The 15,608-nt window shown below is 55.6% G+C and carries 19 protein-coding genes; 1 reads left to right on the top strand and 18 read right to left on the bottom strand.

Features of this window, described 5'->3' with window-relative positions; translation table 11 throughout:
• Positions 1–74 precede the first annotated feature (74 nt).
• The 18 genes from AACI_RS14845 to AACI_RS14905 all read right to left on the bottom strand — a co-directional run bounded on the left by AACI_RS14845 (position 75) and on the right by AACI_RS14905 (position 14,389).
• Positions 75–923, bottom strand: a complete 849-nt coding sequence (locus AACI_RS14845) for an ArdC-like ssDNA-binding domain-containing protein (protein WP_015759734.1) — start codon at positions 921–923, stop codon at positions 75–77.
• Positions 924–1,040: 117 nt separating this feature from the next.
• The gene (locus AACI_RS14850; RefSeq protein ID WP_015759735.1) at positions 1,041–1,484 is read right to left on the bottom strand and encodes a JAB domain-containing protein; all 444 of its coding nucleotides are present in this window, start codon (positions 1,482–1,484) and stop codon (positions 1,041–1,043) included.
• A gap of 82 nt (positions 1,485–1,566) precedes the next feature.
• Positions 1,567–2,742 (bottom strand): DNA polymerase III subunit beta, encoded by a 1,176-nt coding sequence (dnaN, locus tag AACI_RS14855; RefSeq protein WP_015759736.1) that lies wholly within the window; start codon positions 2,740–2,742, stop codon positions 1,567–1,569.
• Positions 2,739–3,050: a LysM peptidoglycan-binding domain-containing protein gene (locus AACI_RS14860; protein WP_015759737.1), complete on the bottom strand. Its 312-nt coding sequence runs from the start codon at positions 3,048–3,050 to the stop codon at positions 2,739–2,741. The genes dnaN and AACI_RS14860 overlap by 4 nt, the downstream gene beginning before the upstream one ends.
• A gap of 88 nt (positions 3,051–3,138) precedes the next feature.
• Positions 3,139–3,405: a DUF4258 domain-containing protein gene (locus AACI_RS14865; RefSeq protein WP_015759738.1), complete on the bottom strand. Its 267-nt coding sequence runs from the start codon at positions 3,403–3,405 to the stop codon at positions 3,139–3,141.
• Positions 3,383–3,547 (bottom strand): hypothetical protein, encoded by a 165-nt coding sequence (locus tag AACI_RS16630; protein WP_015759739.1) that lies wholly within the window; start codon positions 3,545–3,547, stop codon positions 3,383–3,385. Before AACI_RS16630 ends, AACI_RS14865 begins: the two co-directional genes overlap by 23 nt.
• Before the next feature lie 3 nt (positions 3,548–3,550).
• Complete coding sequence (locus AACI_RS14870) at positions 3,551–5,095, bottom strand: AAA family ATPase (protein WP_015759740.1); 1,545 nt, start codon at positions 5,093–5,095, stop codon at positions 3,551–3,553.
• A gap of 115 nt (positions 5,096–5,210) precedes the next feature.
• On the bottom strand, positions 5,211–5,486 hold the full coding sequence (locus AACI_RS14875; protein WP_008338747.1) for a hypothetical protein: 276 nt from the start codon (positions 5,484–5,486) through the stop codon (positions 5,211–5,213).
• Positions 5,487–5,545: 59 nt separating this feature from the next.
• Positions 5,546–5,812 carry a hypothetical protein gene (locus AACI_RS17330; RefSeq protein WP_143232670.1) on the bottom strand — a complete coding sequence of 89 codons (267 nt, stop codon included), beginning with the start codon at positions 5,810–5,812 and terminating at the stop codon, positions 5,546–5,548.
• Positions 5,813–5,995: 183 nt separating this feature from the next.
• On the bottom strand, positions 5,996–6,466 hold the full coding sequence (locus tag AACI_RS14880; RefSeq protein ID WP_015759741.1) for a single-stranded DNA-binding protein: 471 nt from the start codon (positions 6,464–6,466) through the stop codon (positions 5,996–5,998).
• Positions 6,467–6,491: 25 nt separating this feature from the next.
• The gene (locus AACI_RS14885; RefSeq protein ID WP_015759742.1) at positions 6,492–7,349 is read right to left on the bottom strand and encodes a hypothetical protein; all 858 of its coding nucleotides are present in this window, start codon (positions 7,347–7,349) and stop codon (positions 6,492–6,494) included.
• Positions 7,350–7,431: 82 nt separating this feature from the next.
• On the bottom strand, positions 7,432–7,725 hold the full coding sequence (locus tag AACI_RS16155; protein ID WP_169304867.1) for a type II toxin-antitoxin system PemK/MazF family toxin: 294 nt from the start codon (positions 7,723–7,725) through the stop codon (positions 7,432–7,434).
• On the bottom strand, positions 7,706–7,870 hold the full coding sequence (locus tag AACI_RS16635) for a hypothetical protein (RefSeq protein WP_159437325.1): 165 nt from the start codon (positions 7,868–7,870) through the stop codon (positions 7,706–7,708). Before AACI_RS16635 ends, AACI_RS16155 begins: the two co-directional genes overlap by 20 nt.
• A gap of 70 nt (positions 7,871–7,940) precedes the next feature.
• A complete protein-coding gene (locus tag AACI_RS14890; protein ID WP_015759744.1) occupies positions 7,941–8,450 on the bottom strand; it encodes a CHC2 zinc finger domain-containing protein in 510 nt (169 codons plus the stop codon).
• Between the two features lie 869 nt (positions 8,451–9,319).
• Complete coding sequence (locus AACI_RS14895) at positions 9,320–10,180, bottom strand: hypothetical protein (RefSeq protein ID WP_015759745.1); 861 nt, start codon at positions 10,178–10,180, stop codon at positions 9,320–9,322.
• A 38-nt stretch (positions 10,181–10,218) separates the two neighbouring features.
• Positions 10,219–11,055, bottom strand: a complete 837-nt coding sequence (locus AACI_RS16165) for a hypothetical protein (protein WP_015759746.1) — start codon at positions 11,053–11,055, stop codon at positions 10,219–10,221.
• A gap of 82 nt (positions 11,056–11,137) precedes the next feature.
• Entirely contained in the window at positions 11,138–13,504 is a 2,367-nt protein-coding gene (locus tag AACI_RS14900; RefSeq protein WP_245530831.1) for a TraM recognition domain-containing protein, read from the bottom strand.
• 243 nt (positions 13,505–13,747) lie between these two features.
• Positions 13,748–14,389, bottom strand: coding sequence for a metal-dependent hydrolase (locus AACI_RS14905; protein ID WP_245530832.1), 642 nt, complete (start codon positions 14,387–14,389; stop codon positions 13,748–13,750).
• Positions 14,390–14,699: 310 nt separating this feature from the next.
• On the opposite strand from AACI_RS14905, the gene AACI_RS14910 reads away from it, so the two are divergent.
• Positions 14,700–15,602, top strand: coding sequence for a DUF6788 family protein (locus AACI_RS14910; RefSeq protein WP_015759749.1), 903 nt, complete (start codon positions 14,700–14,702; stop codon positions 15,600–15,602).
• The last annotated feature ends 6 nt before the right edge of the window (positions 15,603–15,608 follow it).

The raw sequence follows: 15,608 nt of genomic DNA on the forward strand, positions 1-15,608 counted from the left end.
TCCCTCCGCCTTCATTGTACGGAACGCAAGAAGGGACGTATACATGGAAATGAACGCTCCTCCTGTCGCGTGGATTACATGGCGGTTTTGAAATCCTGCGCTTGATCTTCCAACGCCAGTAAGATACTGTTCGCGGCTTGCTGTATCCTCGTGCCGCACGCCTTGAGAGCATTCACGGCCTCTTTCCCGCTCCATCCGGCGATGTAAGCGAACGAGTAGTCTGTGGTATCGAGTCCCAGCGCATGAGAAACCACGAATGCGGTCGATTCCGCTTCGAGCTCGATCAGTGGCTTGTGTGCTGGATTTAATGGACCGTTGGTGTGCAAAAGGCCATGAGCCCATTCATGTATCAACGTTTTCGCTTTGTGTGCCTCCGGTAGTGTCTGGACAATCTTGATTTGATTTGTCTCCAAATCGAATTCTCCCCTTGCACTTCCGAGAGACACGACCTCAGAAACCGGATAGGGACAGACTTGAAGCAGCTTTTCGTACAGGTCGCTGTCACCCGAGATAATTTGCGGGCTCTCCACGGTTGGCAACGGCTTGCCATCCGTCTGCGACACGTCAAACACGTACACGATGCGGTAGCCGTAGATGATACGCTTGTTCTCTTCCTCCTGTGACGTTTCTTCGGATTCCTCTCTAGGTATATCCGCCTTGTTTGATTTTTTCTTGAGCAACGGCGCGAATATTTCAATGCCGTGCTCGCCTTTTTTGACGTAGCGGCCCAGCTCCCTCCACGTATTGTATCCCGCTACATAGGTTGCATCGGGCTTCTGACACATGATGAGCAGCGTATTCGAGAAGCTGTAATGGTGAAATGCTGCTTGGAACTGAAGAAACTTGCGCCATTCCTCTGTACTGAGGAGTGTTTCTAGGCCATGCTCCAAGCGCTCCATGGCTGCTTTCACCTTTTCATTCATGGTTCACGTCCCGCTCGATCACCACAAGGGGGAGCCCCCCTGGCGGTGATGAGGGGGGCTTCCTCCCTTCGTATGTTGCTTTCATTACCTCTGTTTTCGTTTCAGAGGTCTCAGATCTCAGAGCAATTCTCTTGCCTTGAGACTGACGAACCGTCCTTCGTCTCCGATGACAATGTGATCCAAAACATCAATGCCTAGAATTTTTCCCGCATCCACAAGTCGGCGCGTCACTGCCACGTCTTCTGGACTTGGCTCGGGATCCCCGCTTGGATGATTGTGTCCCACGATCACCGATGCAGCATTGCTCAGAATCGCGGGTTTAAATACTTCCCGTGGATGCACGATAGAGGAGTCAAGTATCCCGAGACTAACGGTGTTGATCGCGTTGACGATGTGCTTGGCTGATAAGACCATCACTACGAACATTTCACGATCCGCGTTGCCGATGTAACCTCGAAGGATGTTTGCTGCGTCTTCGGCGCACCGGATTAGCCGCGAACCTTCATATTCAAGTGATCGTTCCTTGACGAGTTCTACCCGGACGACGGTGATGGATGACATGTTTGATTTCCTCCCGACCTCCACCCGGACGCACCGGGTGGGGAAGTGTAAGTCCCGGTGCGACGGGTTAAAGGTGAGAAATTTAGCTAGCTTGGCGCTTGGTTTCCGTAGGCGCCGAGGAGCGGGCCACTGTTGCGATAAGGCCTACCCCTTCTTCACCGACAGGACGCAGAAGACACGGCTGTAACGGCCCGTTGAGCCCGATTTCAACCTGTGCGATCCCGTCTAACGCCTTGAGCGCCGCGATCCAATAGTGCACGTTGCACAGGAGCTCCACATCGTCCTTCGTGCCTTGGATCGTCTCCAGGGTTTCCTCGGCGTGACCGTATTGCGTCGACGTGGCGGACACAGTGAGGCCGGACATCGTAAACCGAAACTCGGCTCGCTGATGGTCCGCTTCGGACAGAATCGCCACACGTTCACAAGCCGTAAGAAGCGCCTGGCGCTCGACCACCACGCGATGGGCTGTGCGCTCTGGAATCAGTCGCGCGGTATCTGGATACGTGCCTTCCAAGCCTCGAAGCGCCATGTGAAAGGCATCATCTCCCCACGACACCGTGCATGACGAGGTGCCAAGGGTGAAGGTGACTTCTTCATCGTCATCCGATGCGGGCAACGCCGTGGCCAGTGTGTCGAGCAAGACCGCTGGGATCACCAGCTGTCGGTCCTCGCCGTTCACGTCTTCGCAAGACACGGTGTATTGCGCCAAGCGAAGCGCGTCGGTCGCCACCGCCGACAGATGTCCGTCCGCCAAGGTAAGCTGCACGCCCGTGAGAATGGGTCGTGTCTGACTTTTGCCTGCAGCGTAGCTCGTTCGTCGAATCAGTCGATACAGATGCGGTGCGAGCACCGTGGCGGTGGTCACCTCGTCATCTGCATCACCGTAAGGCTGAAAGAGACGTGGCTGCAAACCCACAAGCTCGAACTTGGTCTTGCCAAACGTGATGACCGTGCGGTCTGTAGTGGTCTCTACTGTGATAGGGCCATTAGCCCGTTTGATTACCTCGTACAGCTCCTTCGCTGGGAGCAAACACGAACCAGACCGCGCAATCTCTACGCTCGAGTCCGTCGCTTCGACGCAGAGCGTGCGTCGAAGGGACATGTCCTCGCTGGAAGCGTAGAAATCCACGCGATCTTCCTCTCGCTTGGCCTCAATCAGCACGTGCTTGAGGACGGCCTTGTTCGTCGAATTCGGCACCACGCGAAGCAGCTGGCGCAGAATTTTCTCGAGATCTCCATGGCGAAAGGTCGCTTTCATGCGTGATTCCCTCCTTCAAATGAAAAAACCAGCCGAGTCCAGAAGGGCGACGTTTTCGTCGGCACTTGCAGGACTTCGCCTGGTTGCAGGGGTTCGTCCGGGGAGATGTGGTTCTGTGCCGCAATGGCATTCACCACATCCCACGGATTGGCCGGACACTTCTCGGCAAGCGACCACAGCGTTTGCCCAGGGGCTACGATGACATTGGTCCAACCCGTGAAAACGGGCGGAACGAAGCGTAGCATGAGCAAACTGATCAAGCAGGTCGCGATGGCGAGCCAGCCGGCATATTGGTTGAGTTTCCGCATGGTCATCCCCTCCGTGGGTGAACTTCACCCACGGGACCCGCCGCCCGAGGGTGATGAAAACCCCGATTGGCGGGTGGGGTTGATGAGGTTAGTGCGCCAAAGCCGGCCGACGGGAACGCTGCACCGTGATGGTGCTCTGCCACTCATCGGCCACGTACACCGTCAGGATGGTGTTCGGCTTCGCCACGACCACATGCACGGGCTTCCCATACACATCGCCGCGCTTCATGCACCGCTTCTTGCTTTCCTGCACCGTCACGCCGAACGTCGCGATTTGCACGACGGCTTCGACGGGTAGGCGGCGTTGGATGATCCGTTTTACGGCGTGTGGGTCAAACACGTAGAGGCTTTTCATGTGGCTCACGCTCCCATTGCTCGATGTCGCCCCGATGTGCGGTGAGCACGTTCGGTAAGGTGCCATCGAGGTAATATTTGAGAATCTGCCGGAGGACGAATTTGTCATCGTCGGATGCGAAGAAGGCAGGAATAAGGCGCATGTCTTATGCTCCCTGTGCTTCTGGCATCTTGGACACGGTGAGCGGACCGTCGGCGACGTACGCCGCGATCACCTGGCCGCTGAACGTCTCGTCCATCAGGCGTTGCACAGATTCGGCGTTATCGACGTAGACGGGCATCGCTTCACCCTTGGCTTGAGCCAGGGCGCGTCCGATCTCGATGTCGCAACGAATCTTCTCCGAGTAGGACAAGAGCCGATAGGGCCGACCCTTCCACTCAATCCGAAACGCCTCGCGAACCTCGCCTGTTTCCTTGTTCACGTCCATCAGGTGGATAGCAACATGGCGGAACAGGCCGTTCAGCTGCTCATGTTGGGCGCGCAGGTACTCGAAGCGAAACTCTTGGAGTGCCTGAAGCCGCTGTTTGAGACCTTCGAGGTGCTCCGCGGTCGCCTGCAAGTCTTCTTGCGCTTGGGTGAAGTGCCCCTTCGCCTGCTCATACGCGCGAAGCTGCGCCGCATAGGCCACTTCGCGGTAGTGTTCATCCTTGAGGCGCGCTTCCATGGTTTGCACGAATTCCACGAGTTCCGGATGTGGAGCGTCGTAGTCCGGCATAGCCTCGAGCTTCGCAATCTCAGCCTGGACTTGGTTCCCCTCGTCGTAGAGCTCCTTCATCTTGGCAAGCGAAGCTTTGCGCTTTTGCGCGATCTCTTGCAAGATGCGAGCCGCCTGATCTTCCGGGAGCGGCTGACCACAGGTATGGCAGTGCGTATCCGCCTGTGGGAGGCTATCGCGAAGTGCTCGAAACGCTCGCCCAAGCGAGTCACGGCGAGCGTACAGGTCGCGCAGGCGCTCCTTTCGGTTCCCCTGCGAGGCTTCGAGCTCCATGAGTTCCCGTTTCGCGGCCTCATATCGAGCGCGTTCCTCATCCGTCACGCTTGGCACGTACGGTTGCGGTTCGCCGCGACGCAGAACCGCCTGATACGCTTGGCATTGCCCTTCAAGTCGCAAGCGTTCCGCTTCGCATTCCTTGATCTCATCGCGCACCTTCTGCATGGCAAACTCAATCGAGTCGAGCCCCATGACAAACTGATCGCGCGCAAGCATCGACGCGTGTACGGACGTCATGCGAGCCAGCACATCTTCTTTCGGGATGTCTGGCACGCAGCGCGAAAGCACGGTCTTCGCTTCCTTCGGCTCCAGGGAGCTGAAGTAGCCGGGGACGAACACCGACAGGAATTCCTGCACGGTGCCGAACCATCCTTCGATTTGGCCGGGCTGTGCGCGTTTGCCGTTCACGAGGAGCGTCGAGCCCTGTCGAGATGCGCGCGTGCGCGAGATGACAACGGACTTGCCGTGAATGAGCCACGTGACAGTGACTGCCATCCGCTTTTCGCCCAAGCGCATGAGCTTTTCATCTTGTTTCTGCCTGCCGGCGATATCGGTTCCAAAAAGACACCAGACGACGGCTTCTGCAAGGGTGGATTTCCCGGCGCCGTTGTGGCCGGAAATGACGGTGATGTCGTGGAACTGGAACGAGGCCTCCGTAAACGAGCGGAAGTTCTCCAGTTGAATGCTGAGGATTTTCATGCAGAATCATCCCTTCCGTGGGTGGTGTGAGATCACACAAGCCCACGGACGATGCCGGGGCTTGTGTGGGAAAGCCCCGCATCGTGCGGGATGTTTGAAGACTTCGTGCTCAGGGTTAATTGTGTCGACTCATCCAGCGCTCGAATTTGCTAAGAAGGCGCTGTTCATCCTCTGATGTTTCATCCATGTCATCCTGGAATTCCGCAATCAAGTTGCAATCGAACCGTGCGGCTTTTCTCCATGCTTGCGGAATGCAAGACGCAATTTGTTCAGCCAATTCCTCATGTTTCATGAGGTAGGAATCGCCATAGGCTTCGCTCACGTAAACCGGGTAATTGTCAAAAGTCACGCCGTTGCGAATAACGGTTTTCAACACTTTCTTATCCTCCATGGATGGCCCTCCGCGTACGGGATTCATTTGAACCCCATTATAGTACAGCGTTGAAGGCCTCATGATTGCTTTCGATGACGACTATGCGGTCCGGGCTCAAGAACCGTGACAATCGTAAAGACGATTCTTCCACCCCGATTTTGTACCGCAATGGCTACCGTAATCCAACGTCCAGAAGCGTCAGTTCCGGTGATGGAGAACACCGGGTCTGGATTTGCATATGGATTAGGACCATGGGGGTACTCATATGCACCGTACATCTCATTTGCAACATTGCGTGTCACAACGTATTGGACACTTTGCTGTGAGATGTTCCGGTCTTCCATCTGCTCTTTCGCGTGTTTCGACCACCTCACTCGTTTCTGAATGAGATGGCGAGCCAGGATATCCGATAGTTCATCCCATAGAGTTTGCCAACGCCGAGACAACTTCGTGCCCACCGTTCAACGGTCCGAGGGTGCCCCCTCTCGCCGTTTGAACGAGAGGGCGCCCCTCCTTCCGTTGTGTGACTAGAACGGTAAGTCCTCTTCAAAGCCCGGCGGTAAATCGTCCGCAAACGGATCGTCGTATGGACCGAAGTCCGGTTGCTTCGACGGAGCCGGCGAGGTGTTGTTTTTCACAGGTGGAGCGGCAGACGCAGATTTGGCGCTTTGATTGCCTTCTCCACGGTCGAGAAACCGTACGCCTTCCGCGACCACTTCGGCCACGCGCACGCGCTGGCCATCACGGTTCTCATATGTGCGAATCTGGAGGCGGCCGTCGACTGCGGCCATCCTGCCTTTTTGCAGGTATTGCGATACCAACTCGGCGAGCTTATTCCAGACGACGATGTTGATGAAATCCGTCTGGCGTTCGCCGTTCGAATTCGAACGCATCCGGTCCACGGCAAGCGTGAAGGATGCGACGGCGGTACCGTTGTTGGTGTAGCGCAATTCTGGATCGGCTGTGAGTCGGCCGATCAAGATCACGCGGTTGAGCATGTTTCATTCGCTCCTTCGTATGGTTTCAGCGTTCGCGTGGTTTCCCCGAGGTCAGAAGGTCAATGAGCTTACTCGCCTCTTGTTTCGTCAGTGAGTCGAGTTCGCCCTTTCCTGTTGCCTGGAGCACGAACGCGTTCAAGGCCTCCGTATCCATCCCTCGTTCCTGGGCTTTACGGAGGATGAGGTTCTTTTGGGCCTGGGAGATGTCCGGGCTACCGGTCGAACGGTCGGGCTGTGTCCGCTGCCGACGGTCAACCGATTCCGGCTGTCGAATGGTTAGATCCTCGAGATCCTCGATGTCCTGCGTAAACAACGCGCTTGACCGAGTAGCCGAGAGCACAGCGTCGATGAGGGCGCGCTTCTTGGCCATCTTTAAGAGCGTGTTGTCGAGGTCGTCGATTTCGTCGTTGGGAATGCGGTACTTGATGTACGAACCGTACTTGCCGTCGAATGTGGCTTGTTTGAGGGTTTCCTTGGGTAAGTCCGGGGGCAATTCGCGTTCGGTCACCCATCGCCAACGATATTTCTTCTCCCACGAGTTCGCGGAGCCAACGCCCACCATGATGATTTTCCCGTCGATTCGGCTGATGAGCGGTAAAGATACGCGATAGCTGATGTAAATGGGAGTTTTCGTATCGTCGCGCGTGAACTCGATATGTGCTTCTCCGGCGCTTAGCCCATACACGTCGCAGAGCTTTTCCGCGCCAGGCTTGAACAGAGTGGGTTTGCTGTCGCCGATGATGCCATAGTCTTCGCCGGGCACCATGTACTCTTTTACGAATTGCCGAAGCTCCTCCAAGCGCTGACGCAGTGCGCCGAAGTCCATGACCATGTTGACACCGGCGCCATACGCACGTGGAAGCTGGCGTTCGGGAAGCGCCATAGGAAGACCTCCTTATGTCGTGCACGAAGCGGGCTCCATCACGTATACGAACGGATGGGAGGTCGCTTTGGGCGATTGAGATTTAGAGAAGATACGACCTGACAGCTGTCATGACAGCTTGGAGATCGCTATCTGTTAGGGTTCCAAGAGGTTTGAGGAATCGTCCTTTGTGGACGGTGAGGAATTTAGAGGCGCGTACGGTCGAGGGTTTGAGCAGTCCAGCTACTGACCATTCTGTGATTTGGACATCGTAACGAAGTCGAGGCGGCGATGAGGTGACGAAGACGACAGTCACATCATCATCCACACGGTCCGTCCCGATGACCACCACAGGGCGAATTTTTTCGCCGCTCAGATCACTGAACTGAACCTTCATCAGATAAATTTGCCCTCGACGCACGTTCATCAGATTCCAGTAGGTGTCCGAAGGTTTCATCGTAAATGGCATCATCCTCGTTCAGGAGAAAGCGAAATTCATCGCCGAGAATGACAGCTTGTTGGTGGATGTCCTTCTTTTCCACGATGAACACCTCCGTGTTTCCATTGTAACACGAGGTGTATCGGGAACGTTGACTGAGCGATTTCAACGATTCACGCTCCTGTCGGCTGTTCACATGTTGACTCGTGCGCGTTCGTGAGCAGCCGCATCAACCGCTCGGTCTGCTCGCGCTTGAAGCGCTCATGCCCCTGGTATTCTTCCCAAATCCAATCGAGCATTGCTTTGCGCTGACGTCGCCATGCCAGTGGGTCCACGCCTTTTGGCATGCGCCACGGCTTGCGCGTCGTGAAGCCAAGCTCGGCGAGTTGGGCGGCGGTGAGCCGTTCTGCGGGGTGTAGGTTGCGCTTCCGTGTCCCCTGCGGGTACAGTTCGGCTTTCGCTGCCTCGAACGAGATTCCGCGCAGCCATGCGTGAAAGGCGACCGCGCCGCCTTTTTCCCCGCATTTGTGGCAGTAGAACGTGTCCTTGACACTCGACACGTACAGATGGAAGTTGCGGCCCTGGTCCCCGCATACGGGGCAGTGAGCCTTCCATTGGCCAGGTCGGGACGTCGGGTACAACACGAGGCCGTTGCGTGCAGCTACTTCTTCGATGCTGACCATGACGCCCACCTCCCTATTGATTTTCGCTTGGCGAATGTGCACGTGGTTCGCGCGCCTCTATGGGGTTCCATCGCCTCCTTTCGTGTTCCGTGCACATGCAAAAAGCCACGGAAACACGAATAAAAGCTCGCCTGCCCATGCCTTCGCATGGCACAAACCAGCTTGTCACGTGTCTCCGTGGCTTTGCACGGTGCGCACGGTGTGCGCATATCAAATTACAGGCTCGACGGCATGCAAATCCCGTCGACCGTAGGCGCTACTCCACGACTTCTTCCCGATTTCTTCGCTAGGCTACTCCATCGGTACTCCGTCGCTTCTTCGCGATGCACATTCACCCACAGACCTACATGGTCCGGTTATCAAGCGTCCGCGTTCCTCATTGCGTTTGAACCCTCTCCACATATCATGCCCGCGGACGTTCAGCCATGATATATGTGAGGACGCTCCGCACCTAACCCGTTGTGCGTCGGGGTCTGGTCCCTCTCCAGACGCTCATCTCATTAAGCATCGCAGCTTAATGGTTGCCTCTTCATGGTTGTACTGCACGGCGTTCGCTCTGCGCGGAGGGAAACGCTGGAGGCCACTTCGCTACTCCCTGGGGTTCTTCGCTTGTGCTACTCCCACCCAGTTCTTCGCTCGTTGCGTACGTTTCAGAAGAGGCTCTGATTTACGTACTCCTCCACCCACGTGCAGTCCTTACTCGTACTCTCCCGAGCAAGGACATCCGGATCGTTCCGGATTTTTTCAATGGGGAATTCCGCTATGCCATCATTATCTGAAGACAATGGGTATTTGTCAATACGGTGTATACATACCGAGAGGCACCCGTCCTGGTACAGGTGCCTCTCAGGTCTACGCGAGCAGACAATTCATCCAACACTTTGCGGTTGGTGATCGACCATCATCCCATAATAGCCATTTTTGTTCTGGCCCAAGATTCGAACAGTAATTCGATCTCCAGGTTTCGGAATTTGTCGAAGAATCACGGGGTCTACACTCACGAGGAATCCTGGATAGACCTCAGCCCTGATTAACCCATTCCGAATGAAGGCAACCGTTGCACGGAGAATCGTGCCGCGGTCAAATCGTAGTGACGATGGGACATTCGGATTCTCCATCAGGTGGCATCGACTGACGACGATTCGATCCTCGACTTTCGATGGCTGGATTTGAACCGGGAACTCCTCTCCAATCGTCCCCTGATCTCGCTTGGAGTCATCCCAGTCGTACCACGCTTTAGGCATGAGGGCTGTATAACCGCCAACATTCAACACATATGCGCCCCTTCGAATTCCAACGATCACGCCAATTGCTCGATTTCCGGGTTTGCTAACTCGTTCCGCATTCAATTCTCTCAGGCGCTCTAAACCCTTCTTGCGATTTAGAAGAATGGTCGAATCCCCTTCGTCCTGTAGGTCAAAGTCTTCTACGATTCCACAAATCCAACGATCTGTAAGGGACATAGGATCTTCGCCATCTTCCAACGCCGAATATTCTGGGTCAACGGGGAGCATGACTTTGGCTGGGCCAATGTCTCCAACGAGAATGTCTCGTGTCGTACCATCTACAAGTTTCTGCTGCATACCTAAGAGATGCACATGGATAACTGTTTTTGCGCGTTTCCATCCTCGCGCGGCCATCTTCAATTCATCAACGCTCAATTGAATGGGATCTGTGCTTCGCGAACCCTCTGCAAACGTGTTTACGTATACAGCACGCAAATTTTCCATAGTATTCACCTCGTTCACTTGGTCAAATTGATTATTTATTAATTTCTAAATTGAGGAGATACTTCGATAACATGCCTTGTTGTGCTTGTGATCCACAACGCCTGATTGGGTGCGAGGCGGAGTGTATCTCTATCCTCTGAGGTTCGCATCTTCACATGAAAGCGAGTGTTTCGATTGACCAATTCACTCAGGCATGGCGATTCCGCGGTGTTCAGCTGTTCTGTGGACTGAACTGCGGCGATCAAAGATATTCCATGCTCTGCTCCGCACTCAAATAACTTCGCTACTGCGTGTGGCGCATAGGCAGCGTAACGGTGAAGTTCATCAACATACAGAATGGTTGGCTTCATCGTGATTTTGCTCATGTTGCAAGCTAGATAATGCACAAACGCTGCGCCGATGAATGTGTCGATCTCTTGATATCCTGTATACAACGAGACAATTTTGGTGTTTTGCCTTGAGCAATATAGGAATGGTTTCAATAACCCGTATTCGGCCAGTACCCGGTCGCATGTGGACTGTGAATCATCCGGGCTCACCATTAGAAGGTTTCGTAAAGCACTGAAAAACGCTTTTTCATATGGAGAGCTTACATGCAAGGCCCTAGAGTAAATTTTGATCCAATCCACTTGCAATCTACTTGTGCAATCTTCGATGTCACACATACTACCTTCCGGTGAGATGACAATCATTCTGCAGTCTTGTTGTCCGTCAACCATCGCTTGAATGTCTTGATGCAGCATAGTCTTCAGGCAATATGTCTTTCCAGTTCCCGGGCCACCTTCAACGAGGACATTCCCGGTTCTTTCCCTTCCCGGTATCCAAACTGGCGCATAAGGAACTGCATGACGCTCTAACTTGATGTCCGTTAACATGTGTGTGACCACCTTTCAAATTTTGTTTTCTTATCATGACCATACACCAATGCTGTCGGAGGTTTGCGCCAACTTTACGCCATCATCGATTCTTCCGTTCAAACCCGCACCGCGGACACCGCCATTTGCGCTCATCCGGCGTCAAGGTCAGTTCTGCTTCGCACTGTGGGCAACGTTTCGGCGGTCGCTGAGGCCGTAAGTCGATACGGACAATGGCTGGCTCTTCTATGGGTCTCTCGGCCTCTTGCGCTGTCGACTCATTCGGCGACGCATATGGGCTTGTTTCCCCCTGTTGGGGCGATGTCTCCGTGTGAGTTTCGACTGGCTCGACATCTACGGTATCGGCGCGCGACGCATCGGACATATGGAAAGCCGCCTCTTGGATCGCGCGCGCGAAGGCTTGAACATTGATTTTCGCGTTCCGATCTGCCGTGGGTCGTACCTTCGACGGCGATGCAGGACTTGGGACATAGGTTTCGTCACGAGGTTCCGGCATAGACCGCCTTTCTGATACCCCATGTTCGACGACTTTTACCGCTACGTTGATAGGCGTCGGCTGTCGTTGCGATCTGTTCTGCGAACGGCGCACGTCGAAGAATCCGCGTTGCTTTTTCACCCATTCATCTGCGTACGACGTGATGCCGACACAGGGCGCCTGCACCTGATTGTCCACGGTCATGGCGAAAATCGCCTCGTCCTTGGAAAGCCCGTAGGAGATGTCCTCCAAGCGATACCGCGGGTCGATGGTCTCCTGGGTGCTCACGCGCCGGTCCAAGTTGCGGGTGTCAAAGAACCAGCTGAGCTTGTTTTCTGAATAGGTTTCGCGAATGTTCTTCACGGATCCCAGCGCGTGCTCCAAGAAGCGCGCATCATCCGGAGACGGGGCCGGGAAGTAGATTTTGTTGCGACAGCTCCCCTCCACGACGTCCATGAACTTCTTGCTGACATCAAGGAGCTGCGCTCGCGCTTGAATGGCGAGCATCATACCGACGCGGTACTTGCGCGCTTGGGAGAACATCTCGGTGAACGACTCGGTGCCGTAGACGGCGAATTCGTCGACGTAGAGATACACGGGTCGGCGCGTATCTTCCGTGCCTTCGCGTTCGAGCGCGTACATCTTGAGGGTGACCAGGAACAGCTTGCCGAAGAGTTTGCCGGCCGGACGGTTCCCCGTCACGACCACGACCAAACGCCCAGGTTGTTCTTTGCCTGCCGCGAGAAAGCCCTGAAAGTCAAACGGCGGGAGCTCGTCTGTCTTGAATACCTGTCGCAGGCGAGGGTTCGTCGCCAACTCATTGACGACGATCTTGAGGCCTTTCGTGATGGTCTCCAACTTCTCCAGCTTCTGTTCGGTCGCGGTGTCCATGAGGAACGAGCGCGCTGCCGAAAGCACCATGCTCTTTTCGTGCGGAGTGAGCCTATGGAATCGGGCCTCGACCTCCGGTCGCTCGTGCTCCCACATGCTCATGGCCTCATCCATTTCGCTCTTGCGCTTTTTCTTCGCCGTCCCCGCTTCTTGAGCCGCGCAGTCTTGCACCATGCTGCAAATCGCACGGAAGTGGAGCGGATCGGTCACCAGATCTGCGAACTGCAAGAAGTCCGCTTCTGGCCAAAGCGGCACCTGAACCTGTATCACCGTCCGCACCAAGTCGTCCTGCGCGTTTTGGAAGAACCCGTCCTGCTTGCCCATCTTCTCTTGGAGTGCAGCACGCACATTGTCGATGATGTCCGCAATCTCGCCACCGAACGGGCTGAACGACACCGTACTCGGCATCGTGCCGCGCAAATCCATGATGATGGTCTCCACGCCCAACTGATTCGCCATGTTCACTGCGGCTTGTGCGAATCCGCCGTCGGGGTCCATCGCGATCACGTCCATGGGAGTGCCGTTTGCCATCGAACGAAGGTCCTGGTACACAGCTTTGAGCATGATACGGCTTGTCTTCCCCGTGCCGGTGGAACCAAGCACTAAGGTGTTGATAAACCGGTCTTTCCCTTCAATGCGAATCGGTCGGCCGTTATCTTTTCGGATGCCGACTTCGACCCCGACGAGTGAAAACTTGTTCGGATCGTCATCACGACGATGGGTGCTCCTATCGAAATCCGTGGCCTGCATGCGTTGCAAGAACTGCGCTTTTGCTGTTGGAGACAGGCCTCGATATACGAAGAAGGCCAGTAGGCCGAGGACTCCGGCCACTAAGGCCAACGCGATCACCCAGGCATTCTCATGCACCAGCGGGTTTGTCGCGTTCAGTGCGGAAAGCGGGAGCTTTGGCCCTGTACCGGATGTGAGCGGGTTGATGATTGCATGGCTGTTGGTCGCGGTGGTTGCGGCCTTCGGCGTGCTTGGATGCAGCATACGGTTCTGCCACGCTGCGATCAGACCATGCAGTTTCACCACGCCAAACCCGGCCATGGCGATGACGGCCAATGTACCGAGTTGAGCCATGCGCCCGAGCGCGCGAAAGACGGATCGATACAACGCAAACGCGCCAATTGCGCCAATGACGACCATGAACCACGTCGAATGCGCGATGCTTACGCGCACAAGCGCAGGGACTTCCGGCATGCGTCGATGCTCCTTTCGCTTTGCTCGCCAATAAGCTAGCGCATACACTAGCTAGCAATTGTGCCAGCTAGCATGAAAGCTCGCTAGCGTATTGGCGAGCGTAGTGGCCCGCGTTCATGCTCGCTACACGAGTGCGAGTCCAACAAACGTGAAAATCCCGATGCCACCAATGAGGTAGTCGACAGCGCTGAACGACTTCACCAGGTGCACGCCTTGGCGCTTTCCCCACGGCCAAAGGAGCGGTACACCGCCCGCGATGAAGTCCGCCGCCATGTGGAGCACATACCCCAAGATGAGGCCGTACGCGGCAACGCCCAGGTGCAAGTGACTCAGCGCCGGCTCACTCAGGTAACAGCCCGCTCCAAACACAGCGAGGCCCAGCAGGCTGTGGGTGAATGTCCGGTGTTTGGCCGGCATCGTCGCCACCATCCAAGCGGCGAGCAATACCGCGGCTTCCATCGGCATGCGATGGTGGTACGCCAAGTCGAGCAAAATGGTCGCAAGGGCGCCCAAGCCGAGCATGCGCGTGACGTTGTGCGCTGCGCCGAAGATGAACATGAGCAAGAGTGCTATGCCCCATGCGGTGAGCGACGTCGCCCAGTGCATGAGCACCATTACCACGATGGCCAGGGCCAAAACCGGCAGGCCAAACACGATTTCGATGGTGTAGGTCAGCTTGGCATCCTGCTGATCCAAATCCGGCACCAGCGCTCCGACCACCGTAGCCGCGACAAACGCAGCCTGGACGACGACGATATGCGGCATCGAGGCCCAGGGATGCGTGAGTAAATCCCGCAACGACTCCCAGCGCTCATGTAAAACCAGTGGTGTCGCCGCAACCGCCCCGACTGCGCCAATGGCCATATGGGAACGACCCATCATCTTTCCATCTCTCCTCTCCTGGCTCAGGGTATCACAGGCTCAGCCGTGAGATGGGACGATCTCGAGGTGAATGTAGCACGGAGCGGTGTGTATGTTGCGCCAACTTTACGCCAATATTCGCGCGCATCTTGTGTGTTCTTGTGCCAAATGGATATCATAACGATCATGAGACGGATGATCGGTGGTGTGTGACATGGCGATCCGATACGACGGGTGGAGCATTGCAGCACAATATCGCAGGTGCGGGAAATCGGCTTGTCGTGTGTGCCGAGAAGGCCCTGGCCACGGCCCGTACTGGTATGGCTCGAAGACCGTGGATGGACGGCGCTTGACTAAGTACTTTGGCAAAGTTCCGCCGGTAGAACAAGAAATCGCACAAGATGAACCGTCCGTGTTGAAAGAACTCTCCCGGTTACGCGAAGAAAACGAGAACTTACGCGCACAGGTCGCGCAGTTGCAGGCGGAACTTGCTGCTCTACGGACGCCGCCTGCTCTTTCGGACCCTCCACATCCCTTGGAGGAGACGAAGGAAGCCTCACAGGACGAGTTAACGATACATGAGCAACCAAGGCGAAGGGCGTCTGTGCGGTCGAGTGACGAGTTGACGAAGGCCGACGTCGAGGCAATTTGGTGCGAGGAAACTGAAGGCCTTGACGAAGAGCCAGACATCCTGGCGGAAGTTCACGATGCACTCGTGCGCAATCTGTTTCCTGTACCCACACAAGATACCACAAGACTCAAGACGGGCACGAACCCACGCAAACCGTACGTGTGTCCCTTTCGTGCGACAAAGCGCGGTGGACGCCTTACATTTGGCTCAGCCGATAAGCTCGTGCGGACGGCGATTCCGTGGCTCATCCAGTCCGTGAAACATCAGCGGGAGTGGCGTGAGCTAAGCCGCCGGAGACAACAAGATCGAATAGCCGAGCTGCTTTCTACCTATCGGCGGATGGATACCCTGGAACTCGTACATCTGGTGGAGCGAATGGAACGAGCCATATTGATGGGTGACCGCACGGGTTGGACAGTGCGCTTGGAGGAGTTGGATGAACATGTGGAAGTCATCCGCCAGGTACTCCAAGAACGCAACACCTAGGCATCC

The organism is Alicyclobacillus acidocaldarius subsp. acidocaldarius DSM 446 (assembly GCF_000024285.1).
GTDB lineage: Bacteria > Bacillota > Bacilli > Alicyclobacillales > Alicyclobacillaceae > Alicyclobacillus > Alicyclobacillus acidocaldarius.